This window comes from Acidianus manzaensis (assembly GCF_002116695.1).
Taxonomy (GTDB): Archaea; Thermoproteota; Thermoprotei_A; order Sulfolobales; family Sulfolobaceae; genus Acidianus; species Acidianus manzaensis.
Map to the genome: position 1 here is coordinate 47,981 of NZ_CP020477.1, position 24,358 is coordinate 72,338.

Here is a 24,358-nt window from a genome sequence, read left to right on the forward strand (position 1 = left end):
TCTCGCCATGGCGGGATAAATGAGAAAAAAGGGTTGATTAATCCAGTATGGAATTGAAAGGGATCAGTCAACCATACATTTTCTAATTTGCTGTACTGTGATTAATCCACTATGGAATTGAAAGATCAAGAGCTCAATTTTTCCTTTATAGAGATATTGATCATGATTAATCCACTATGGAATTGAAAGTTGTATTTTATTATCTTCTCGTGAATAAATGTTTTTGTGTCTCCTGATTAATCCACTATGGAATTGAAAGGTAATGAACTCTTGACGTGAATAATATCCACCTTTACGATTAATCCATTATGGAATGGAAAGTAGGCGGTACATTTCAATAAATAAAAGCAATAAGCTTGATTAATCTACTATGGAATGGAAATATTTTTGAGAGTATCTGGTAAAGTTTCATTCTAAAATTGAGATTAATCCACTATGGAATGGAAAGAGACTGAAAATAATCAAGGTTCACAATCAAAAAGTAAGACAAAGGAATAATCCACTATGGAATTGAAAGAAATAAGTCTCATCATGAGTATGCTTGTTATTCGTTATCAATCTAATAAAGAATTGAAAGGAAAAATCTTTACTATATGTGGGAAAAATTCTGAGAACAAATTAACAGCTCAGAGATCTTAGTTCCTTTGATTTTCCAACATCAAAGGCTTTACTAGAATAGATTAACTAAGTCAGAAATATTATTTGCAATAAAGTCCACTTCACTTTCTCCATTGAATAGATTAACTAAGTCAGAAATCGAAGAATTAAAAAAGGAAGAAAGAAGGTGGCTATATTAATCAAAATCTAATTGAAAGAAATAGAACAAGGTTACGATAAATATCTTTTCGTCCAATTGATTCATATAAATTACTGAGGGTGCAAGATTACTTTACTCTTAGTTTGTGGATTATCTGGAAATTAAGGCTATTCTCCTTATCAGAATAATCGTATAACCAACGTAAAGATTCAAATAGTACACACACTAATTAACTCTTTCATATTTTAGAATTCAACAAAGAATTTTGAACATTTGCAATTAATCGCTTCACCTTATCTTGTAAGCATCTGTATCAGAGACACCCAGGTTTTCAGACTTTCACAGTCTGTTTTCAATTTACCATATTATGTCTTCGTTTTTCTCTTCGACTTCGTTGCTTATCACTATTCTCTGTTTGAACTGTGTTTCGGTTACTGGAACGATTAGTATGCTGAATCTTCCGTTGCTTTTTTCTTTTCTTTTTATTAGTCTTAACCCTGCTTCTATTTCTTTTACTCTGGAGGAATTTAGGTCTCCTATGAATACGCTGTATTGTACTCTGGTTAATCCTTTTTTCTTCAAGTAGTCTGAAATTTTGTTTCTTACATTATCTTCAGTGATGTCGTAAAATATAACGTAAAACAAGGTGATCACTTCGATAAAAATGGTTTATATTCTTCTCCAGTCAGCACTGCGTTAGCTAATTTTCTAGCTTGAGTATATATTTCTTCTTCTTCAAATTTTATTCCATATACAGTCTTTTTGTCCTCTAAGCTTTTAGGATCTTCTCTGGCTATTCCTAAAAGTTTTCTGTCTACAAATGGAGATCTGAATTCCTCCATTAGGTCGAAGACTAAAGAGGGTCTACCAGACCTCATTTTGTGAAGAAATCCCCAGTAGGGGTTTAGTCCAGCGGAGATAATGGCTGAGTAAACTACTCTGCTCAGCATACTGTAACCTATGTTCAAAGAGACGTTGAACAGATCCTTGGCTTCTCCTCTTTTCCTCCTGCCTTTAAATTTCAGTTCTTTGGGAAGTAAATTCTTAATTCCTTTCCAATACCATCTAGCACCTTCAGCCTCCTTTTGCATTACTCCTTCTATACTGCTCTCAGTTAAAACGTCCCTGGAAAGCTGATAAATGTTTTCGGAGGAAAGAGAGATACCGTACTTCCTTTCATAATATCTTAAAGTGATCCACTGATTGTGAAGTTTACCGTAAATGAACTGCTTGGCAAATTCAACCTTTCTCTTCTTCCAAGCTATTAGCTGATGGACCCATACGTTAAAAGAACCGCCGTAATTTACGGGGATAATCTTTGAAACAGGCTTGATGCCTTTAAAAAAGACGAGGTCAATGCCAAACTCTCCTGCCAGACGTATAACCTCCGAAGATACTAAACAGTTAGTTAAAACTACTATAGAGGAAATTTCAAAAGGGGAAACAGACCACTTTTCCTCCTTATTTAAATAACAGGTAATTAAACCGTTCTTAACCCTTAAATAAGCTCCCCAGTCTTTGACAAAAACAATCTTCTTATTATTATTCGATTTAGTCATACCTAATATTTATAAGATAAGTTTATAAACTTAAACTTTACAAGGCAGGCGATTAGAAAAATTAAATAGTTTTTGAAATAAATCTGAATGAGTCATGTCAATCTAATCAGATATAGTGCGTATTTTTATACTTTTTTAATTTTTTCAATTCTCGTCAATCTAATTAGATATAGTGTGCGTACTATTTGAAGACTTTATTCAATTATTTGTACATTCACAGTTAAAATCGCCACGCTTGGTACTATTTGAAGACTTTATTCTGATTTAACGAATAGTCCTAATTAGAGAATAGCCTCAATTTTCAGATGATGTACAGTCTATTAGCACAGAACCCTTGGCACTTTATAGATATAGACTTATAAAGAAGATTTTTTCCTTGAAGCATCCAATCCATTAATATATAACAAAATTTAGTGTGTATCTGAAGACGTGACGATAATTCTATGAGTGACCCTTATAAAGAGAATCCTTAATTTACAGATAATCCACAAACTATAACAAATAGTAGTTGAAAACTTCTTTCTATACTTTGATACAATTAGATCATTTATCTGAAATAAACCTGAATAAAGTGCGTTGGATTGAAGTCATGAAGATAAGTCATGAAAATTTTAGAGCAACGTTTTGCACAAGATTTTTAGTGATCGAAGTCGTGAAAATCGAAAAAGAGTTTTTAAACTTTAAGTTGAATGAGCTAGGCTATCCAATAATGTATAGGTAAAAATCGAAAAAGAGTTTAAACTGTACTTCGAAATCTTCTACGTATCTTACAATAAGCGTTAGTTTTGTGGAATATTCAAAAATTAAGGGTTCTATTAACTAGAAGCTCTTTCGTATCAAAACGCTTGGTCATGTCTTCAATAGCCTGGGTTCTATTAACTAGAACTGCTCTTAGAATCGGTGTGAAGTGCTCAAATGGTACACACTAAATAAACGCTAATTAAATATTATGTCAGTAGCGTATTTACGTTAACTAACTTTTGTGTATACGTTTTTACGTTTAATTTTTATCGTATTGCATACTAATTTTTAGGGCTCATCAACAGTCCAAGTAATTTAGCAATCAGGACATTTTGTTCTTGTATACATGAATAATGAATAGCAGGAAAATTTCTTTTTATCCAAACAGTTAATTTGTGAAGATCTCATTTACTTCTGAGGGAACAGTAGTTAATTCGGAACCAAGCAGTTAGGTTGTGAAGATCTGAAAATTACTCTTCTCTAAATAGAAACATTCGTAGAAATAGCACAAAGAATTCAGATAGGACAATGATAGCAGTCAGAAAAATTACAATAGTTTGCAAAGAGTGTCTAGAAAATAATGGTCTAATGGGCAAACTTATACTTCATCACTTGCCCGTTTACGAAGAGTATCTAGAAAAACAGTTTTTCCTATTTCTGGATTGTTTAAGAAATGATCTAATTGTATCAAAGTATAGAAAGAAGTTTTTCAATTTGCTCAGAAAACTTTACGGAATAACATTTACTATACAGTTAATGTTAACGCAAATCTTTGACTTGTAGGAAAACTTTACGGAATAACATTTACTCGAAGTATAGAAAGAAGTTTTTTTCTGATAAGGTTGTCGTAATTCTGATGGATGAGGGGGTTGTATTTATTATTATGGTTTTTCTTATCCCTTATTCTTTTTTCCTAAAGTGTATTTCTCGTTGGTTGCAGTTATTATGGTTTTTTATAAGATTGTCGTAAAATTAACGTAAAATGTTAAAATAGTACAGAGCAAATCAGGCGTCATTTTTCATTTTAGCCTTTATTCACGTCAAATGAAAAACCCCGGGTACAGAACAAATTAATGTGTTGTTTTAGCATCTTTTGAAGAGAAAGGAACTGTACGTGAAATTTTCGAGAAAAATAGCATCAAAGTTAGCATCCTCTGAAGAGAAAGAAATTAAGATTGAAATACACAGAGAAAGGTGCAGTTTGAAAACTAGGCGATTCATTAACTGAGAGTGTACCACAATTGAAAATAGTTATTTGGAAACTAGACGATAATTCTATGAATATTCCTAATAGCGTTAATTCTTAGATGCTCCGCAAACTAAATAAAAAATAGAATTATTCAATAGCTTTCGCAGCACCTAAAACAACTATCTCTTAAAAACATATATCGAGAACTTTCAAGATTTGTTTTTTATTCCCTAAAACAACTATCTCTTAAAAACCGTAAGCACTAAATAGCACATTAAGTGAATTGGATCGCAGTCATGAAAATCAACGAATAATACGACAATTATAGCTTATATAATCCTCTATATATCTTTAATAACCCTAAATTAATATTAGCGTCAGTATTGGCATATTTACGTGAATTAACTTTTTGTGTATATTTTTTACATTTTTTTGTATTATATATTTATTTTTCGTATCACATACTATTTTTTCGGACTCATCCTAACAGCCCCCATACTTTCAACCAAGTAAAAACCTAAAGCTACGAAAGCAATAAATAGTTATCAATATTTACATATATTTCTGTTTTCTTCTTTTTTATTTCTAAGAGATTATAAAGATATAAAATTAATATATAGTTAGATTACAAAAATAAGAAATAAAAAGTGTTCAAATTTACGACGTAGTTTTTTCTACGTGAAAACTCCTATTTATAAGAGAGATTAAAAACACAGAAAAACCTAAAAATAAACAAAAAACAGAAGAGTAGATCATCAGAAATAAAGTTTTTAAGAAAATCTAACGAATTTATGAAGAGAGAATACGATTTCAGGAAAGGATATTTTCGAATTTCATTTAGAGATTAAAAGCGTAAGAGTTCGAGTCTCAATACGACCGAAACGAAATCATCAGAGAAAACTTACATTTAAAAACTAAATTTTTCTTTCAATTTGCGAAAAAGACCATGCGACCAAAAAACGTCAAAGTAAATACTAGAGAAGTTGGTCGCAACTAAAACTAAGGAAAACACGTAAACTTATAAACAAAGAAAGAAAAAACTAAGATAGGTGATATATAAAACCAACAGATTAATCCTGTAGGGAATTGAAAGTTATAATTTCCTTGAACATCGGACTTGCATACTCTCGTTCGATTAATCCTGTAGGGAATTGAAAGCATAAACTTCCGATGCTCCACCAAGACTTTTGATAGTGATTAATCCTGTAGGGAATTGAAAGTTCATAAAAACGCATGGAGGATTGGGTTCTACGTACCTTATTGATTAATCCTGTAGGGAATTGAAAGCAGACTTCGATTGGCATCCAAATCTAGAAAACGGCTTGTACGATTAATCCTGTAGGGAATTGAAAGTCTTTTTTAGTCTACGTTTATATTTTTCCCTCTTTGTCTTTGATTAATCCTGTAGGGAATTGAAAGATCAAAATAAGATTGAACCTAGCGGAGAGCTGTGCTACGGTGATTAATCCTGTAGGGAATTGAAAGAGCACAAGTATTTAAATCTTTCTTTCTAGTTTTACACTTTGGATTAATCCTGTAGGGAATTGAAAGGCTAAATTACCGAATACAAACTCTGGAACTATAACTTGATAGATTAATCCTGTAGGGAATTGAAAGCAGAGTATTCTCATTCGTAACTTTTGCATACTTCAAAATGATTAATCCTGTAGGGAATTGAAAGGCCATTTTCCCACCCCGATTAGTTTTGAGTGAAAGGATTTGATTAATCCTGTAGGGAATTGAAAGGATTCGTAAGATACAATAATTCAACAATTTATTTTTAGATTAATCCTGTAGGGAATTGAAAGTTGTAGTTATCGATACTGTAAAAACCACCTTTTACGGTTGTAGATTAATCCTGTAGGGAATTGAAAGTAGTCTCTTTAATAAAGAGGCTGGAAGAGGGAAAGGTTCTGATTAATCCTGTAGGGAATTGAAAGGACTTCTTCCCAACGGTTATCAACACAGAAAGTTATGATTAATCCTGTAGGGAATTGAAAGTGTGCCTTAAGCTCGATGGAATTGATCAGTTTACGATATGAGATTAATCCTGTAGGGAATTGAAAGCTGCTTGAGATAAAAGTGTTGACAGTTCCTTCATCTTCATGATTAATCCTGTAGGGAATTGAAAGTACTTATGTCCTCAGCTTCCTCACTGTTCTCTTCATCTTGATTAATCCTGTAGGGAATTGAAAGTGGACAGACTGCCTTCCCCCGCATCCCAAATATTTTCACAGGATTAATCCTGTAGGGAATTGAAAGAAAGCAGAAAGTAAAGAAGGAGAATCGAAAGAAAATAAATCTGATTAATCCTGTAGGGAATTGAAAGATTAGGCATTCTCATTTTTCTTAGCCATTTTTCTGCCAGATTAATCCTGTAGGGAATTGAAAGATTTATTATAACTTCTTGGAGAGATATATTTGGGGGATTAATCCTGTAGGGAATTGAAAGGGTAATATAATTCCAGCTTCAGGTAGTATGTCAATTTCTGATTAATCCTGTAGGGAATTGAAAGAATACTGCAACAACTCAAGCAGCAATCAATTCAATTATTAAGATTAATCCTGTAGGGAATTGAAAGACAACAGTATTTATATCATCACGGGTTAACCAATTAGATTAATCCTGTAGGGAATTGAAAGTTTTATGTTCTCTAGTTGGAGATCAGGCTCCTCAATCCCGATTAATCCTGTAGGGAATTGAAAGCTTTTTATATGTTCTTTAAAAATCTTCAAATAAGCTTTTGATTAATCCTGTAGGGAATTGAAAGGAATACACCAACGGAAGTACCTGTTAATGTTTTTTGATGATTAATCCTGTAGGGAATTGAAAGTCCTCCCAAACTTTCTTGTAATAGATATCCTCACACTCAAGATTAATCCTGTAGGGAATTGAAAGTGATAGTGCTACATTATTTAAAATTGCATTATATGCTTCGATTAATCCTGTAGGGAATTGAAAGATTAGAAACAATTATGAGTCAGTACGGCGTAACAAATACATGATTAATCCTGTAGGGAATTGAAAGTTAACTTCTACTATAAAAAGAACATACATCTCTCCATGGTTGATTAATCCTGTAGGGAATTGAAAGTTTGACATCACATCATCATCGAAGAAGACTGCTTTGATGATTAATCCTGTAGGGAATTGAAAGATTAAATCAATTAAATCATCAGAATAAACTAAGTTCTTGATTAATCCTGTAGGGAATTGAAAGTCATAAAGAGGAGCACTAACGCGAGCAGTAACAATCATCTTTGATTAATCCTGTAGGGAATTGAAAGCCAACTTTATTGGGATACAGTTAGAGCAGGTCTAAGAAAACCTGGATTAATCCTGTAGGGAATTGAAAGTTAACTTCAATTTCGTGAACGACTTGACAGCTTTTTATATGATTAATCCTGTAGGGAATTGAAAGAGTAGCTTCGGCAGTAGACAGAGACTTTAAAGCTATATTATGATTAATCCTGTAGGGAATTGAAAGTTTTCTAAGTTAGAACATATAATTATGTACTCTCCCCAGTGATTAATCCTGTAGGGAATTGAAAGGTTTTACTTGCCATGTCTTATCATCCTTTAAAAATGAAGATTAATCCTGTAGGGAATTGAAAGTAGTAAACCATTTTTGTAGTGGATAAGATAATTTTCTGGATTAATCCTGTAGGGAATTGAAAGTATTCAGTTTGATTGTACTGTGGCGAATGGTGAGGAATAGATTAATCCTGTAGGGAATTGAAAGTACAGTATATCAGCTATCAATGAACTATCTGCTTGATCATGATTAATCCTGTAGGGAATTGAAAGATGAATATATTAAAAACAAACAAAGTAAAATTGTTTATCTGATTAATCCTGTAGGGAATTGAAAGAATTACATTGACTGCGATTTGTTAGAATCTAGAAGAGATTAATCCTGTAGGGAATTGAAAGTAACGAAAAAATGTTATTACTTGGCAAAAACGGGAATTTCGATTAATCCTGTAGGGAATTGAAAGCCCTTTCTGTTTTCTTCATTTCTTTTCACCAACTCTTGATGATTAATCCTGTAGGGAATTGAAAGATAAAGACATTTATGAGTTTTATGCTAATCGAATTAAAGATTAATCCTGTAGGGAATTGAAAGTGAGATAAAATTCATACTTTTTGAGAGAAGTGTCCAATTCATGATTAATCCTGTAGGGAATTGAAAGCTAAACTACTTATAATCTTAGGTAAACTCTTAGTGGGATTAATCCTGTAGGGAATTGAAAGGCAATACCCTGGCGATAGACTAATTTACGAATTGCAAGAAGGATTAATCCTGTAGGGAATTGAAAGTTTTCTGCCTTTTTATTTGTCTCAAATTCAACCATTTTCCGATTAATCCTGTAGGGAATTGAAAGTTAGTAATGTTTACACTTTGTATACCACTTAAAGTAACTTGATTAATCCTGTAGGGAATTGAAAGATTCCATATTTTGATTCATTACATATATCAGCATCCTTGCGATTAATCCTGTAGGGAATTGAAAGATCTTGTTCAACTGTATTCCATTAATATTTTCGAGAAAAGATTAATCTTGTAGGGAATTGAAAGTTTCTGTTTCATATAGGAATTCTTCTATCTGACCTTTTAAGATTAATCCTGTAGGGAATTGAAAGATAGAATACCCACATTTTTTTAAAACATTTTCTAGACTTTGATTAATCCTGTAGGGAATTGAAAGATATATTTTCGACTTGATTAATCAGAATATTTAAATGTAGATTAATCCTGTAGGGAATTGAAAGCGGAGGATGTAAGAAACGTCCTATGCCACCTATAAGAGATGAGATTAATCCTGTAGGGAATTGAAAGTATACCAGTCAATAGTACTTTAACATTAAGTAATTTCAAGATTAATCCTGTAGGGAATTGAAAGACAATCAACTTCAATTTTGGATTCTCATCATGATATTTGGATTAATCCTGTAGGGAATTGAAAGACCTTTTAGATTTTCTCAAAGCTAAGTACAAATTAATGACGATTAATCCTGTAGGGAATTGAAAGTAGATAACATACTTAAAAATAGATATTTTTATGACCCGAAAATGATTAATCCTGTAGGGAATTGAAAGTGTTGTCTTTGCCATTGTTTGAACTTAGTTTCACCCTTGATTAATCCTGTAGGGAATTGAAAGTGTTCTCCGCTACTTGTATTTGCAATATATTGATTTGGTGATTAATCCTGTAGGGAATTGAAAGGATTTATTCTTCTCTTTTTTGTGCTGACCAAACTTACCATAGCGATTAATCCTGTAGGGAATTGAAAGTTTTCACTCATTTAACTCATCCTCCTCAATCTTTCCTTGATTAATCCTGTAGGGAATTGAAAGTTGAAATAAATGGAATGTTAGGTAGTGTGTGTATCATTTGAAAACTTAACGCTTATTTTATGAACAGTTCTGATTAAGAGAAGAACCTCAATTTTCAGATAATCCACAAACTAAATGTTAGGTATAAGAAATGTCAGCACTCGATTAATCCTGTAGGGAATTGAAAGTCTTTATCAACTCTCATCTTATTGTCAGTCAGTCAGAGAAAGATTAATCCTGTAGGGAATTGAAAGCTTACTACTAGTATAGGTTTTTCTTCTTTCTTATTTATTTGATTAATCCTGTAGGGAATTGAAAGATATAATTTATGTCTATAGTATCACTGCCGTTCCCCCAAGATTAATCCTGTAGGGAATTGAAAGTTTTTTTGTGTTTTCATTTTCTTTTCACCCCCTATTTGATTAATCCTGTAGGGAATTGAAAGAGTCCATTCAGTTCGAAGGATCCGCCACGGCTAGACAAATAGGATTAATCCTGTAGGGAATTGAAAGTTGCTAGTAATAATGTACTATACATATTTATAGGTAAAGATTAATCCTGTAGGGAATTGAAAGGAAACCCGTGCGTGATCATTTGGGTTGGGGGCTATCAACCCGATTAATCCTGTAGGGAATTGAAAGCTTGAAGCTACATCAGGAAACCATCCATTAGCCCAAAATCCTGGATTAATCCTGTAGGGAATTGAAAGAAGAGATCCTAAAGTCTTTTATAAAACAAAGTTAGTTTGATTAATCCTGTAGGGAATTGAAAGTTGGTCAATGTTAATTCATATTGTTAAGGTAATAAGCAGAGATTAATCCTGTAGGGAATTGAAAGTATAGGACTATTCTCACCAGCTTTGCTTATTATTAATAATGATTAATCCTGTAGGGAATTGAAAGATTTGAACGCCATCTAATATTTCCGTTCTATAAGTATCAGATTAATCCTGTAGGGAATTGAAAGCTTCAACGTCCTGATTAAAATACGTGTTAATGAAAGATTAATCCTGTAGGGAATTGAAAGTCACCCTCTTTTGCTTTTATTTCTACTCTGTTCATCTGATTAATCCTGTAGGGAATTGAAAGTTTTGCTATATTTAGATTCTGATTTTAGTATCTCTAAAGCGATTAATCCTGTAGGGAATTGAAAGTCTATTTTTAATAATCCTTCATATATCATATTGTCACCGATTAATCCTGTAGGGAATTGAAAGTTAATTATGATTGAAATATATTTAAAAGCTTTAGTTCAAGATTAATCCTGTAGGGAATTGAAAGGACAGAACGTAACTTCCTAACGGGGAACAAATTAAGAGCTTGATTAATCCTGTAGGGAATTGAAAGCACTTAGATGGCGTTAGTTGGAAATAGATGGTGAGAGAAATGATTAATCCTGTAGGGAATTGAAAGTACAATAATACTGATTAAAAATATACTCAAAATCAAAAAGATTAATCCTGTAGGGAATTGAAAGTACAAAATGAAAATATGAATTTGATAAGTATTCCAATTTGATTAATCCTGTAGGGAATTGAAAGCAGGCTTACCACCTTATAAAATAAGCTCTCATTTAGTGAGATTAATCCTGTAGGGAATTGAAAGCCATATCATCATTGAACTTCACTCTTCTACCGTAATAGGATTAATCCTGTAGGGAATTGAAAGTTATAGTTCACATTAGCCCTAAGTGTATACGCAAAAACAAGATTAATCCTGTAGGGAATTGAAAGTTTTGTTATCCACTTTAATGCAACTGACAGTAAAAGAATTGATTAATCTTATAGGGAATTGAAAGCTACATTATATTTTTCCAGTAATTTATAAATTGTAATACCCGATTAATCCTGTAGGGAATTGAAAGATTTTATGAAAATGATATTTGTCTAACAATAATTGTTGTGATTAATCCTGTAGGGAATTGAAAGCCTTCAAGAGTCTCATAATTCTTAAATAAGATCAATCTTGATTAATCCTGTAGGGAATTGAAAGTAAGATATGCAAAGGAATATCATGAAATAGAGTATTCTATGATTAATCCTGTAGGGAATTGAAAGTATATAATTCGTTTATTGATAAAGCAATTAAATATATGGAGATTAATCCTGTAGGGAATTGAAAGTTTGAATGCAATTTGTAAAAAAATTGAATTATCTTTAATGATTAATCCTGTAGGGAATTGAAAGCCATCTACCATTTGCCAAATGCTAGCTTGCTTGTAACTGATTAATCTCACAACAAATTGAAAGGAAAATAAGGTCTTTCTCAGTCAGATCAAATAATTTACGCTGACAGAAAATTGACGGAATTCGATGAATTCAAATCCTTCACTACTAGTGTATAGGATTTCAATAACGCTAATTAACGACTAGTTTGTGGAGTATTCAAATTAACACTATTCTCTTAATCAGAGTTATTCTTTGAATCAACATATATTCAAATATTAGTGGATGTGAAGGGAAACTATCGGAAAAATTAAAGGAATTAGCTAGTATGTGTATCATTTGAAAACTTAACGCTTATTTTATGGATAGTTCTGATTAAGAGAAGAACCTCCATTTTCAGATAATCCACAGACTAGGAATCTACATGAAATATTCAAATGGTACACACTAATTAACGACTGTCTGATTTAGAGAAAGCTAATTCAGATATTCCTCAAGCTACTTTACTGTTTGCTATGATTGTCGGAGAGCTTATCGAGTTATGAGCTACTCTTAATTCATCGCATCTAAGTAATCCAAACATAGGGCTTTATATGGTCTGAGTTATAGACTACTCTTAATAAGGTATAATGAAGCACGGAGAACATGAAGTGCTATCTGGGGAATGAATAGAAAAGGCTACAGGTCATCGGAAACCGAAGCACAGAGAAAATGAAGTGCTACCGTTATGAACTGCTTATTATAATTTTTTCATTTGTTTTTTCTTTCATTTTTTTGTGTGCTGTTATGAACTGCTTATTATAATGTTCTTTGGATCTCAATTTCATGAGAAGACAAAGAGAGACAATGAAGACGAGATGACAAGCATGTTCTTCTTTGATCTCAATTTCTGATATTTTTTATGGTATATCTTCGATTGTGTTATCTAGATCAAAAAATTAATATATTGAAAATTGTGGTAAATTAATATATGGCATATATCTGGATGGATCCGCTTACGTTATCTGCTATTGAAAAGGTTGAAGATAGTGACAGGAATAAGACTGTTGGTGTTATACAAAATATAATTAATAAGGTATTTGATGGTAAGCAATGTAATTCGGATTGTGCTAAGTTTCTCAATGAGGTTGCCGATGGTATTGTTGAGGCGATAAATAAGGGTTGGGAGGAGTATTTTAAGAGTTCTCTCTGGGGAGAAAAGGCTGGTGATGAGATTTATTTTGTTTTGATACCTGCAGATACCAGGTTTCCTGGGTTTGTGAATTCTCTCGGAGATCATATGTTAACTACTTCGGCTTTTGCTGTGTCTGCTGCTTTGGCTTATTATGATCTGGGATGTGGGGAATTGGAGGCTTATGGGATAAAATTTGATAGGGAATTGCTTAGGGGTTTTGTTAGGGTTGCTGCTCTTCTTCACGATATAGGTAAGCCTCCTGTTAACGGTCATGCAAAGAGGACTGAGGAGATAATTAAGCAGTTGTTTTCTGGTAAGATGCCACCTAATCTGGTTGATGCTTTGAGTAAGGCATCTTCTCATCATCATTATGGTCGTTTTTACCCTGAGGAAGTTAGACCGAGTAATTTTATTGAGTGGATTGTGGCTTTTTCTGATAAAGCTAGTGCTTCTTCAAGGTCTTTTCTGATTAAGGGAAAGAAGGATGAGTTTGACAATTTTGTGGAGTTAGCTTTGCGCATTCAGAATAATAAGTTATACGATTTGGGCGGATCTGATTATTTAAATAGTATAAGGAATCGTAATAGTGAGGGTGAGGAGGACGATGAGAATCTAAGGACTTATGGGTTTTTGAATAACGACGAGGATAAGGCTATTGATTTAGCTAAGACTTTGAGAAAGGCTGAGAATAAACTGTGTGGTAATAAGAAGTTGCTTTCTTTTTATCATTTTGAAATTCCTTCAATTAAGTCTTATTTAAAGAGGGGTAGGGAGTTATCTGTTTACGCTGGGTATAGTATTATGATTGATAGTATTATTCATAGGGTTTCTAATGAGATTAAGAAGAGAGTTGGCTCTGAGGCTGTAATTAGTGATGAGGGAGGTTCTGTTTTGGCTATTGTTCCTTCTAGTTTTGATTCTTCTAAGATTATCAACTGTGTCCTTAAAAATGCTCCTTTTGAGATGATTAGGGAGGGTAAGATGGATTTTGCTTTTGCTGAAGCTCATTTAGGGCCTGAGGAAATTTGGAGGGGATGGAGTGGTAAAGATGCTTATGATAGGGATTCTATTAGGGGTTTTGGTTCTCTTTTATCAAAGTTTTTCAGTGAGCAGGAGACTAAGATTGTATGTGAGCCTGAGAAGAGTGATAGGTTATGTGAGAAATGTAAGATGAATCCTGCTACTGAGGAAGGTTCGTGTAAATTATGTAAATCGGCCGAGGATTATTACAAAACTTTTTATAATGCTTATAGGACTTTGATGGGAGAAGGAACGGAGGAGGAATTAGAGGGTAATGAGAAGTACAAGGATGTTAAGGAGTTAAGAATGTATAAGTTAAGTAAGGATCTAATTGATCTATTGGAAAAGGATAATATTAGGAAGCCTCAAATTATTGGTAGTTTGGACAATTTAAATAAGGATATAAGTGGTAAGGATTTAGAAGTAGATGAGAGGAGGATTCCTTGCCTTATTGTAGGAGATGGAGATAACTTTGGTTCTTTGAAGTCTAATGCTTCTACTTTAACTCATTACATAAGTATTACTAGGCGTTTTACTTACATGATTTATTATAGTATTCTTTATGCTTTGGAGAATGTTGCTAAGGATAATTATGTTATGTTGGAATCAGCTAATGCTCTGAATCGTTTGCCTGTTATTGAGTTTTATCCTATCTTGTTAGGTGGTGATGATTTTTCGTTGATTATTCCTGCTCAGAATGTTTTACGGTTTTCTTGTTACATGGATCAAGCTTTAACGACTTTGAATGGTAGGATTGAAAAGGGTAAGATGCAGATTCCCCAGAATTTGGCTTCTATGCTTACTAACAAGAGACCTTATGAGTGGTTTGGGATTTCTGCTGGGGCTTACATTTATTCTAATACTTCTTATCCTCTGTTCCTCGCAAGGGAAAAGGCTGAGGATTTGGAGCATATGTCTAAGCGTTATTCAAAGAATGAACTTCAGAAGAGGTATAATGGTAGTGGTTTTATAGTTTCTATTTTGGATGATAAGTACATTAATGCCTACGAGGGAGGTAGTAAGAGGGGTGTTACTATTTTAGGGAATGAGGCTAAGAAGGTTTTGGATGATATTAAGGAGCTTGAAGAGTCTGGGATTTCTTATAGGAAGATTTTGGATTATGTTAAATTGAAGGGTGATGTGTTGAAGATTTATTATGATGTTGCAAGGAATAATGGTGATTCGTTGAAGAGTGTTTTTCATGTTATTTCTAAGACTGAGGAAGGTGGATTTAATATTTATGGTTATCTTATATTACTAAGTATAATGAGTAAGGTTTTGGAGAATAGGGTAAATAACAAATATTATTATGAGTTGGAGGGATTGGAATGAGTACAAAATATTTGATAACTTTGAAAGTAAATAATTTAAGAGGTCACGTTCAGAGCGGTAATGAGGAGAATTATAACGCTGATTTGAAGGCTTTATATTTGAAGGTTGGCGATAAAATTTACGTTTTGCCTGGATCTAGTTTGAAGGGATTGATTAGGAGGAATATGAAGATTTTGGGGTTGGGTAACTCTGCTGTCTCCATTCTGGGATCTGAATTTAAACAGGAATCTAAGATGGGGAAGGTGGTTATAGGTTGGGGTTATATTAATCAAGAAAGGAATAGGGTATTTAGGCATGGTATTAAAGTAAATGAAGAGCTAGGTATTGTTGAGAAGGGTGCTCTGTACCTTTATGAAATGTTGCCTGGTCAGCTAGATGTGAGTTTTGAGGTTATTTCTTTATCCACGCTTTCCGAAGACGAATTGAAGGGTTTGGCTAAGGCAATTAATCTTATGAAGTTTTCTACTATAGGTTGGGGTGGAAGTAAGGGTTTAGGTATAGTTGAAGAGGTGAAATTGGATGACAAACTCGTATCTATTCTTAATAAAAAATGAGACTCCGTTAGTAATAAATTATGCGACTGGAAACTATTTTAAGTCTTTAAACTATATTCCAGCGTCTTCAATAATAGGGGCTTTAAAAGCTAGGATGATAAATAATTGGGGAGAGAAGAAGGAGAATGTTGAAATTGATGTTAATGTTTCTGATGCGTATCCTGCTAATCAAGAAGTGTTGAATTCTCAGAGGTTGAATGCTCCTTCTTTGGTGACTTTATATAAGGAAAAAGAAGAGAGTGAATATTACGTAGACGGTTTAAAGGATATTATAGATACTTATGAAGGAAAGGTTAAGTGGGGAGAGAAGAATATAAGGCTGAAGAAGGGTCCTGAGAACTGGTATTATAAGAATGGTAAGGCTTATTCTATATCTACTAAGAGGATTGAATTGAATATTTTGAAGTTGGATGATTATACTAAAAATCCGTTTACAGAGAAGAGTGATAAGGAAGTAATAGGTTATATTGCTCATGTTGAAGCTTTAGCTCCTACTGTTTTTGCTTTTTCTGCTAGTGGTAATATAAACGTGATAAAGGAGGCTTTGCAAGATGGAATTTATGTTGGTTCTTTCAAAACTAAGGGGTATGGGTTAGTCAAGTTGGTTGATTATAAACCTTTATCTGAAAATAAGGAGAGTAATTCAGGTTATTTGGTGTTGGATTTCTATGGTAATTTTGATTACGATGCCTATTTGAAATTAATGGAAAAAATTAAGGACTGTAAAATTATTTATAAGAACGTAAGTTTTGAGAAGAGGAAAAGATATGATTATGGTGAGTGGATTTTGGATTATGTGGTTAGGTCTGGTTCAGTTATTGTAGTTAAGAATTGTGAAAATTTATATACTGAAATAATGAATATAAACAATATACAGAATGGTGGAAGAATTGTCGTCAACCACCCAATCCACGGATTATAAAAGTTTAGGAGTTCAATATATTTGCAAAATTAAGGAAGCGTACAAAGGAAATAATTATGGACAATTAACTAAGACTTTAAGCAGGAAAATTTACGAGATAATAGAGGATGCGATAGATAATAACAAAGACCTTAAGTCTACTATACCTGACTTAGCTTATCTAGCTGCAAGAAATGGAGGTTTAAATCAAAATACTGAGTTAGGAGCATTTATAAATGAGATTTTGAGAATGATAAATAATAATATTAGAAAAGAAGATATAGTAAGTTATTTGCAAGGGGCTGTTATGGCTATTTATGTAATAGAAACTGCAGAGGATGAAGAGATAGATTATAAGCCTCTTCTTTGTAGGTGATTTTCATGATGCATAATTCATTAAAATGTAGGAGGATTGTAAGTTTTAAAATTCATACTGAGGAGTTTCTTCACGTAGGTGACGTTAAAGGTATGACTATTGGAGAAGTGGATTTACCTATAATTAAGGTGAATTCTAAACCGATTATTCCTGGGTCTTCTATTAAGGGAGCTGTGAGGGCTGAGTTTGGTAGAGTGCTTTCAGCTTTACCTTCAGATAAACTTCAAAGTTTAATAGGTTATTCTTTAGTTGAGACTCCGAAATATTTTGATGAAAATGGAACAAAAATTGAAAAATCTAAATATTTTAGTAAGAGATCTTCAAGTGAGATAGTGAGTTTGATAAAGCAGAGTTTTGAAAATCCCTCTATAGGAATATTGGATTTGCTTTTTGGTAGTGAGTTTTTTGCGTCTCCTACAATTTTTACTGATGCTACTACAGAAGTAGTATCCACTGCGGAAAGGTATCACGTAAAGATAGATCAAAATCTTGATTCAGCTCAAAGTGGTCAATTGGTAGATATAGAGGCAGTTGATCCTGGGGTTACTTTTACTTTCAAAATAATTTATAATTCATTAAAATACACTGAGAAGGAGCAAGGTGATAACCCAGTGGATAAAGCGTTTACCCTTTTAGTTAACTATTTAAATGGTCGTGAAATGCTTTTGGGAGGATGGAAGAGTAGGGGTTATGGGTTAGTAAAGTTAGAGAAAGAAAATGATACTACTTTAAATATGGATAAATTAGTAGGTGTTAGTCAATGAGTCAGACTCAAAGAAATGATTTCTTTTACTCTTACTATCTTTTAACTGAAATTAATTTAAGTATAACTAATAAGAGTCCGCTTAGAGTTGGAGCGGGTAAAGGAAATACTATTGGTGAACCGGATTTACCAATTTTAAGGACTCCGGACAGAAGGGCTGTGATACCTGGATCTACTATGAAGGGAGTTGTTAGAAATAATATAGCTAGAATGTTAAAAATAGAGACTGAGAATCTTTCGTGTGTGTTTGGTGGAGAAGTAAAGGAAGAAAATAAAGGAAATAAACAGAGTATACACGTTGGCTCTTCTGTGATTTTTAGTGATTTTGTAACTGATAAGGTAATTGAAAGTACGGAAAGGGCTCATATTCAGATAAATCTTCAAACTGGAGGAGTTCGTAATCTTTTCAGCGTGGAATATGTTCCAGAAAACAATACTTTTAAAGGTAAGATAGTAGGTAGGAATATTCCGTTACCTACTCTGAGCGGGATAGTGTACATAACGAGTTTTCTGCTAAATTCTGGTATAGTGAGAGTTGGAGGATTCAAGAGTAGGGGTTATGGATTAGTTAATCTTTCGATAGATAGTGTAGAGGTTTCATTACCTTCTAAGTCTTTTAATTATAAAACTAAAATTACATTATCTGAAAAAGAGGAGGAAGTTAGCGTAAACGCTGGTGAAAAAGAATTATCAGTTAAAGAGGATAAGGAATATAAATTTAAAGTAGAGGGAATGAACGAAGATTTCCTTTATAAAGTAAAGCTTAATCCTGGGGAATTCCTCAACGTAGGTAAAGCTGTAAGCGAAGGTTGGATGAGAAGATGAGTAGGCCTTATTATTGCATTAAAGGTCCTTCTTATCCTGTCAAACCAAAATCTCCTACAGATAGGAGTAAAATTCAGAATATTTACGAAATTTCATTAACTTTTCAGGTAAAACAGCCTACATGTACTTGTACTGGAGATATTAAGTATGATTTTGCTAACAAGAAATTAACTTACTTGGGATATAAAAAGGACGGAAAACCTGCTCTCATGGGATCATCAATTAAGGGAGCAGTAAGAGCTTATGCTCTTATGTTGTTACCTCCATATCAAGTTGGAGATATTTTTGGAATGAATGGATTGGAAAGCAGAATATATTTCGAAGATGCAGTGGTGACTAGAAATGTTAGTTATAAAGAAGAAAAGTTAGGTAGACAATGGCTTCCACGTATACCTTGTCAAGGTATTAAAGTGTATACATTACGTAGTCCTAGTCCTACTACAGAGAATATATACTTTGAAACTATTCCTAAAGAAGAGGAATTGAAGACCAGAATAATCTTAATCAATAGTAATGAAGATGAAGTTTCTGAAATAATAGCCTGTTTAGGTGCTACTTCTTACGGAATAAAGATTGGAAGAGGGAAGGATAGGGGATTTGGAATAATTAAGGTAAAAGATTTTGAGGTGAAAGAGACATTGTCTCAAAAAGCTTTAGATAAAAATAGAATTTTGGGCAAAGCTAATAAAATAATAGGTGAAAAGAGTTATGTCAAGCATGCTTTCTTTTCTTAATTCGAAGTATATTAAAGAGTTAGAGAGTATAGTAAGCAGAGATCTTGCTAGTACTTCGCCAGATGATATACCTAAGTTTTTGGAAGAAGTTTTAAGGAGGTATTTAGATGGAGAAAGGGATTTGGAAAAGATTGTGAATGCTGGTTTACTTAAAATAAGAGTATTTGAAAAACTAAATAAGATAAATATAAGTCCGAATATCTACAAGGATATAGGGGAAGAACTAAGAAGAGTTCCTGAGCAAGAATTGAAAACTGTGTTCGTATACTATTTTATATCTAATCGTTCTAATCTGAATAAGAAAAAATAAGGAGTAATAAAATGGAGCAATCCATTTCGCCAATAGATGATATCTATTTATTATCTGAGATTATAGATGATTTGGAAAATAGCGATAGTCTAGCTGAGACAATAAGAGAGAATATGTATAGTCTTTTGTATTATTATAAAGAATTTATAGAAAAAAGTGAGAGAATAAAATTTAAAAAGGAAATATTGGAAGTTCTTGAAAAAATTGATGATTTAAGAGAAGAGCTTGCTGAAAAAAATGAGGGTCAGGATGATGTTCAGAATCACTACGAGGATTTATGTCTTTTCAGGAGCTTTTTTGCTTGTCAAACTTGGAAAAAAATTAGAAAAACCATTAATGCATCTTCTTATAGCGGTGACGATGTATGTAGTGAACATGATGATATATGTAAAGATATATCTGAAAATTTAAAATTTTTGCTTACTAGCTGTATTTTAATTGAGTCTGAAAATTGTAATTCGTTACTAATTCCTTTTATTTATCAATTAATTGATAGTTCTAAAACAAATTATGATAATTGTAGAGAGAAAAATAAAAAACTCAATCCTACTTATAACTTCTTTTTAAAGCGTATTGAAAAGTTAATATGTAATCATTATTCAATGCAGATTGATAATAAGATAGGAGAAATCAGACGCAACTCTTTCCTAGCTCATGGAGGATTTATTCTTAATTTAGAAAAAATAGATATAAATAAAATAGAAGAAGTAATTGTACAAACCCAAGCGATAGCTATATGTAATATTTATGAGAGCATAAAAAACTTAGAAAGATGCTTAAAACGAAATGATGCATAGTATTTGATTATTTAATGCTTCCCTTTATTTCTAATTCTATAATGGCCTAGTTTAGAGAAGTTCTTTGATTCTCAGGTAGTGCGTAAACTGATTTGAATAATAGTATGGATTTTAAAAGACTTGGCTGTGAATATAATTAAACAGATTTTTACATATTGTTAGACCCATTTGAAGCGTGCATATCAAATTAAATACTACAGTTTAACGGTAACATTTATATGTTAGTTTTTAAATAGTATTACGATTAGTATGCAGATTTTTCTGACGTTAGAAACTTATAGAACTGGTATTGCTTTTCATAATGAAAAAGTCATAACAATTGGGGTTAAAGCTAGTTACGAGGATAAGGAGGATACTTTGATTTGGAATGAGTGGGATTTAGGTAATGAGATGGAGTTAATAACTAAGTTTTATAATTTTCTAAATGATAGGTTGAATGAGATTGATTCTAAGAATCTTAAATTTTTCAGTAAGGAGAAGGATGTGCTTGAAAGGGTTTTTGTTTATGGATTTAATATTACTCGTTTTGATATTCCTTTGCTAATTCAGAAGGGTGTTGAGTACAATATTAATGATTTGCCTGATATGAATTTGATGTGGGGGAATCTTATTGTAACGGATTATCTTCAATTGTTGTTGACTCTTAATAGAATGAAGTATCATGGTCTTAATTGGAATAATTTTGCTAGGCTTCTGGTTAAAGCAGGGTATAAAGTTCCTAAAATTGAAATTAGTGGAAGGGAAATTAAAGAGTTATATGAAAATGGTGATTATTCTAAGATAATAGATCGTGTAAATGCTAAACTTGAAGTACTTTATCAAGCTTCTAAGTTTTTACGTTCTTTAGATTTAAGATGGATTTATTCTGGAAATAGTAGGAATTTTAGAGGTAGATCTAAAAGGAGCTAAGTAGAATTATAAAGTATTTTCGATTATAAAGGCAAGCGTAGATTAGTAAATTAATTAAGGGAATTTGTTATTAGTAGCAGTAGTTTTTGTACAAAAATTTAGCTTTCTCCAAATCAAACAGCAGTAGAAGAGTTGAGTAATCAAATACTTAGTACAGTGGCACTTCCATAATATCGTAAAGTTTTATTATGAAATTCATGATTCAAACTCTTCTAACGTTATCTGAAATATTGCTTAAAAAATAGTGGGTGCCTTAACAAACGATGAAAAAACTACTGCGTAATTTCTATTTTTAGAATAGAAAAGTTTATATATGAATCAAACCGATAAGTTTAAATATGAGAGTTTTCTTCTACATGGAGACGTACTCTATGCTTGTTTTTAGCTATAAAATAATTGCAATTGGAGTAAGGACTGAGGGCGAGAGTAAGATTTTTACTGAATGGGATTTGGGCGGGGAAGATAAGTTGGTGTCTAAATTTTACGGTTATCTTAATTCTAAATTGGATGAAGTTTATAGGAATAATTTAAAATATTTCTCAAAGAATTCATATTCGTTGGAAAAGATGGAAGTGTATGGATTTAATATAACTCGTTTTGATATTCCTTTGCTAATTCAGAAGGGTGTTGAATATTCTGTAGGTAGTTTGTCTGATTTGACTTCAAAATGGATGGATATGTATGTGACTGATTTTTCTCAAGTATTGCTTCCTTTCTTAAATTTGCATAATAAAGCTTGTACTTGGGAAACATTTCTTCGATACTCGCAACGTTAGGATTTAACTTGCCTAAAAAATTAGGTTTCGATAGAGTGGAAGAATTATATAAGAAAGGTAAATATTCGGATATAGTAGATAGTATTATTGCTAGGCTGGAAATTTTACAAGAGGCTGCTAGAAAAAGATGGAGTTGGAAAAGGCCTGTTAGTCCGCATGCTATTTTTTAGTGAATTGGTTTTATCCAATTAGCCTCATTTCAATAGTAGTTAGAAAATTTCTACAAAATTAATTGTAGAGCATCTGAAGGATGTTCTCTCGAACAGAACAATCCTAGAACTAACGTAAAGTATTCAAATGATACACACTAGATTTCTGAATTTATCTTTTTACTCTTGTCTTTTCCTTATTTGCTTTCTCTAGATGGTATGTTAGATTGCAGTCATGAAAATCGATAAATAATACGACAAATTGTAACTTATATAATCCTCATATATCTTTTAATAAACGCTAAATTAATATTAGTGTTAACATTTGCACGTTTCCGGAACTGACTTTTTGTCTACATAATTTCTTTATGTTTTTATTTTTCTCGTACTATCTATTTTCGTGACTGTATTTCAACAGTGCCTCTTTAGAATAAGTTTAGTAGATCTTCTAGTGTCTTTTCTAAGTTAAGGCTTTTATATTCTATCTCTTCTATATGTTTTAAGCTTGGATCTGTCTTTACATGTATGATTTCATTTAATAAGCCTGCGTGAGCTATATAATGTCTTAATTCTATATTATGTAGGTTACCTTTAGTAGTATTCTTCCATTGTCCGTCTCGTATTTTGTTAATTATGTCACTAATTTGATATTCAAGGAGTTCGGCTATAGCGGGGTTGGAATATCTAGTTTCCCACTCTATAATGGTATACTCGTCAATCTTTTCATAATTTACTAATTTGCTTAGAGTATGAAGAAGGGAATGGGCCAGAAAGTAAGACATGGATAGGTCGTAGTCGTAGGTTATTTCTATTTCTCCATTATTCTCTTTTACATCTATTTTCATATTATTAATTTGGCTAAGCTCTTGTTTTACTTCTTCTAATGCTGAGTTTATAAGTTTTTTATGATAAAATACAAGGATGTATACTCCAGCTAAGGCTGCTTTTGCTAATTTATATATCTTGTAATGATCTTTTATATTTTCATAATACTCTTCTTCTTTGCTTAGAAACTGAAGGATTACGTTATTGAAACTATCATTAGAACGTAAATTAACTGAGTTTATTTCGTTTACATTAAGTTCAATCCCTTCACTGTATTTGCCTACAAAAGGATCGGAATTGAAGAAGTATGCGGTTCCTTCTCCATGAGCCATTAGGGCTGTATTTACGACGTTATATAATACTATTGGCATGTAATTTATACCGTGAGTTAGATCAACGTATACTTGAGGTTTTTCGTACTGAGAAATGGTTGAGAAAGTAGTGTAATAAACGTGATTAAAATAGAGGTTTATTTCATTATCTGATGATGTTTTCTCTTTGTATCTATAGATTTTACGCTGATCTTTTTGTTCGACGAATGTTCCTACTCCAGGTGAAATGACAAATTCTACGTTTTTGCATTCTTCAGTAAGGTCTTTTAAGCTATCATACTTTTCTTTTATTGCTTTTTTCATTTTTTCTGTTGCCTCTGCGTAAGATGATGATGGTAAATCTTGAAATAGGTTATGATATAGGGTAAAGGAGACGAATACAATGGTTTTTTCTACCTTCTTAGATATGCATATGGCTTTTGTTGAAGTATAAGATGGAATCTTATCTTTATCAATTTTATAAGTTACTTGTTTATAATTTGATGGATCTCCTAAGACTGAAAATAGAATTGAAGCTGTCATTAATCTATATTTTAGAGTTTACAAAAATAAGCATTACTGATAGCAAGTTATTAGTTAAAAATGAAGGGACTGTTGGAATTCAATCATGGAAATTAGTATGCAATACGAGAAAAATTTAAAGTGTAAAGAAATTATGTAGACAAAAAGTTAGTTCACGTAAGTATGTCAATACTAACTAGTATTAATTTGGAGTTTACTGCAAGATACATAGAGGATTATATTTGCTATAGTTTAGCTCGTATTATTTGTCGATTTTCATGACTGTAATCCAACACATTCTCCAAATTTATTTATATCAAATTAGTGTGTA

15 protein-coding genes and 3 CRISPR repeat arrays (1 of these 18 only partly in view) are annotated in these 24,358 nt (G+C 32.4%); of the genes, 12 read left to right on the forward strand and 3 right to left on the reverse strand.

Annotation, left to right across the window (positions count from 1 at the left end):
- Window positions 1-517: a CRISPR direct-repeat array (repeat unit 25 nt) (it extends 3,631 nt beyond the left edge of the window).
- A 597-nt stretch (window positions 518-1,114) separates the two neighbouring features.
- A complete protein-coding gene (gene cas2, locus B6F84_RS00100) occupies window positions 1,115-1,408 on the reverse strand; it encodes a CRISPR-associated endonuclease Cas2 (protein ID WP_187152765.1) in 294 nt (97 codons plus the stop codon).
- A complete protein-coding gene (gene cas1, locus B6F84_RS00105; RefSeq protein ID WP_148690332.1) occupies window positions 1,408-2,316 on the reverse strand; it encodes a CRISPR-associated endonuclease Cas1 in 909 nt (302 codons plus the stop codon). The genes cas2 and cas1 overlap by 1 nt, the downstream gene beginning before the upstream one ends.
- A gap of 2,998 nt (window positions 2,317-5,314) precedes the next feature.
- Window positions 5,315-9,607: direct repeats of the CRISPR family, unit length 25 nt; unit sequence GATTAATCCTGTAGGGAATTGAAAG.
- Between the two features lie 141 nt (window positions 9,608-9,748).
- A CRISPR array of direct repeats spans window positions 9,749-11,770; the repeat unit is 25 nt; unit sequence GATTAATCCTGTAGGGAATTGAAAG.
- A 949-nt stretch (window positions 11,771-12,719) separates the two neighbouring features.
- Here cas1 and B6F84_RS00110 point away from each other — a divergent pair.
- The 12 genes from B6F84_RS00110 to B6F84_RS13780 all read left to right on the forward strand — a co-directional run bounded on the left by B6F84_RS00110 (window position 12,720) and on the right by B6F84_RS13780 (window position 22,390).
- Window positions 12,720-15,275, forward strand: coding sequence for an HD domain-containing protein (locus B6F84_RS00110; RefSeq protein WP_148690333.1), 2,556 nt, complete (start codon window positions 12,720-12,722; stop codon window positions 15,273-15,275).
- Window positions 15,272-15,829, forward strand: coding sequence for an RAMP superfamily CRISPR-associated protein (locus B6F84_RS00115; RefSeq protein WP_148690334.1), 558 nt, complete (start codon window positions 15,272-15,274; stop codon window positions 15,827-15,829). The genes B6F84_RS00110 and B6F84_RS00115 overlap by 4 nt, the downstream gene beginning before the upstream one ends.
- On the forward strand, window positions 15,795-16,751 hold the full coding sequence (locus B6F84_RS00120) for an RAMP superfamily CRISPR-associated protein (protein ID WP_148690335.1): 957 nt from the start codon (window positions 15,795-15,797) through the stop codon (window positions 16,749-16,751). The genes B6F84_RS00115 and B6F84_RS00120 overlap by 35 nt, the downstream gene beginning before the upstream one ends.
- Entirely contained in the window at window positions 16,720-17,106 is a 387-nt protein-coding gene (locus tag B6F84_RS00125) for a hypothetical protein (protein WP_148690336.1), read from the forward strand. Before B6F84_RS00120 ends, B6F84_RS00125 begins: the two co-directional genes overlap by 32 nt.
- A 5-nt stretch (window positions 17,107-17,111) precedes the next feature.
- The gene (locus B6F84_RS00130) at window positions 17,112-17,870 is read left to right on the forward strand and encodes an RAMP superfamily CRISPR-associated protein (protein WP_148690337.1); all 759 of its coding nucleotides are present in this window, start codon (window positions 17,112-17,114) and stop codon (window positions 17,868-17,870) included.
- The gene (locus tag B6F84_RS00135; RefSeq protein WP_148690338.1) at window positions 17,867-18,694 is read left to right on the forward strand and encodes an RAMP superfamily CRISPR-associated protein; all 828 of its coding nucleotides are present in this window, start codon (window positions 17,867-17,869) and stop codon (window positions 18,692-18,694) included. Before B6F84_RS00130 ends, B6F84_RS00135 begins: the two co-directional genes overlap by 4 nt.
- Entirely contained in the window at window positions 18,691-19,428 is a 738-nt protein-coding gene (locus B6F84_RS00140) for an RAMP superfamily CRISPR-associated protein (protein WP_148690339.1), read from the forward strand. The genes B6F84_RS00135 and B6F84_RS00140 overlap by 4 nt, the downstream gene beginning before the upstream one ends.
- The gene (locus B6F84_RS00145; protein WP_148690340.1) at window positions 19,403-19,738 is read left to right on the forward strand and encodes a hypothetical protein; all 336 of its coding nucleotides are present in this window, start codon (window positions 19,403-19,405) and stop codon (window positions 19,736-19,738) included. Before B6F84_RS00140 ends, B6F84_RS00145 begins: the two co-directional genes overlap by 26 nt.
- A gap of 11 nt (window positions 19,739-19,749) precedes the next feature.
- On the forward strand, window positions 19,750-20,535 hold the full coding sequence (locus B6F84_RS00150) for a hypothetical protein (protein WP_148690341.1): 786 nt from the start codon (window positions 19,750-19,752) through the stop codon (window positions 20,533-20,535).
- A gap of 249 nt (window positions 20,536-20,784) precedes the next feature.
- A complete protein-coding gene (locus B6F84_RS00155) occupies window positions 20,785-21,444 on the forward strand; it encodes a 3'-5' exonuclease family protein (protein ID WP_148690342.1) in 660 nt (219 codons plus the stop codon).
- Between the two features lie 338 nt (window positions 21,445-21,782).
- Window positions 21,783-22,220: a hypothetical protein gene (locus B6F84_RS00160; protein WP_148690343.1), complete on the forward strand. Its 438-nt coding sequence runs from the start codon at window positions 21,783-21,785 to the stop codon at window positions 22,218-22,220.
- 8 nt (window positions 22,221-22,228) lie between these two features.
- Window positions 22,229-22,390 carry a hypothetical protein gene (locus B6F84_RS13780; RefSeq protein ID WP_187152716.1) on the forward strand — a complete coding sequence of 54 codons (162 nt, stop codon included), beginning with the start codon at window positions 22,229-22,231 and terminating at the stop codon, window positions 22,388-22,390.
- A gap of 404 nt (window positions 22,391-22,794) precedes the next feature.
- Here B6F84_RS13780 and csx1 read toward each other — a convergent pair whose 3' ends face one another.
- On the reverse strand, window positions 22,795-24,048 hold the full coding sequence (gene csx1, locus B6F84_RS00165) for a CRISPR-associated CARF protein Csx1 (protein ID WP_148690344.1): 1,254 nt from the start codon (window positions 24,046-24,048) through the stop codon (window positions 22,795-22,797).
- Between the last annotated feature and the right edge of the window lie 310 nt (window positions 24,049-24,358).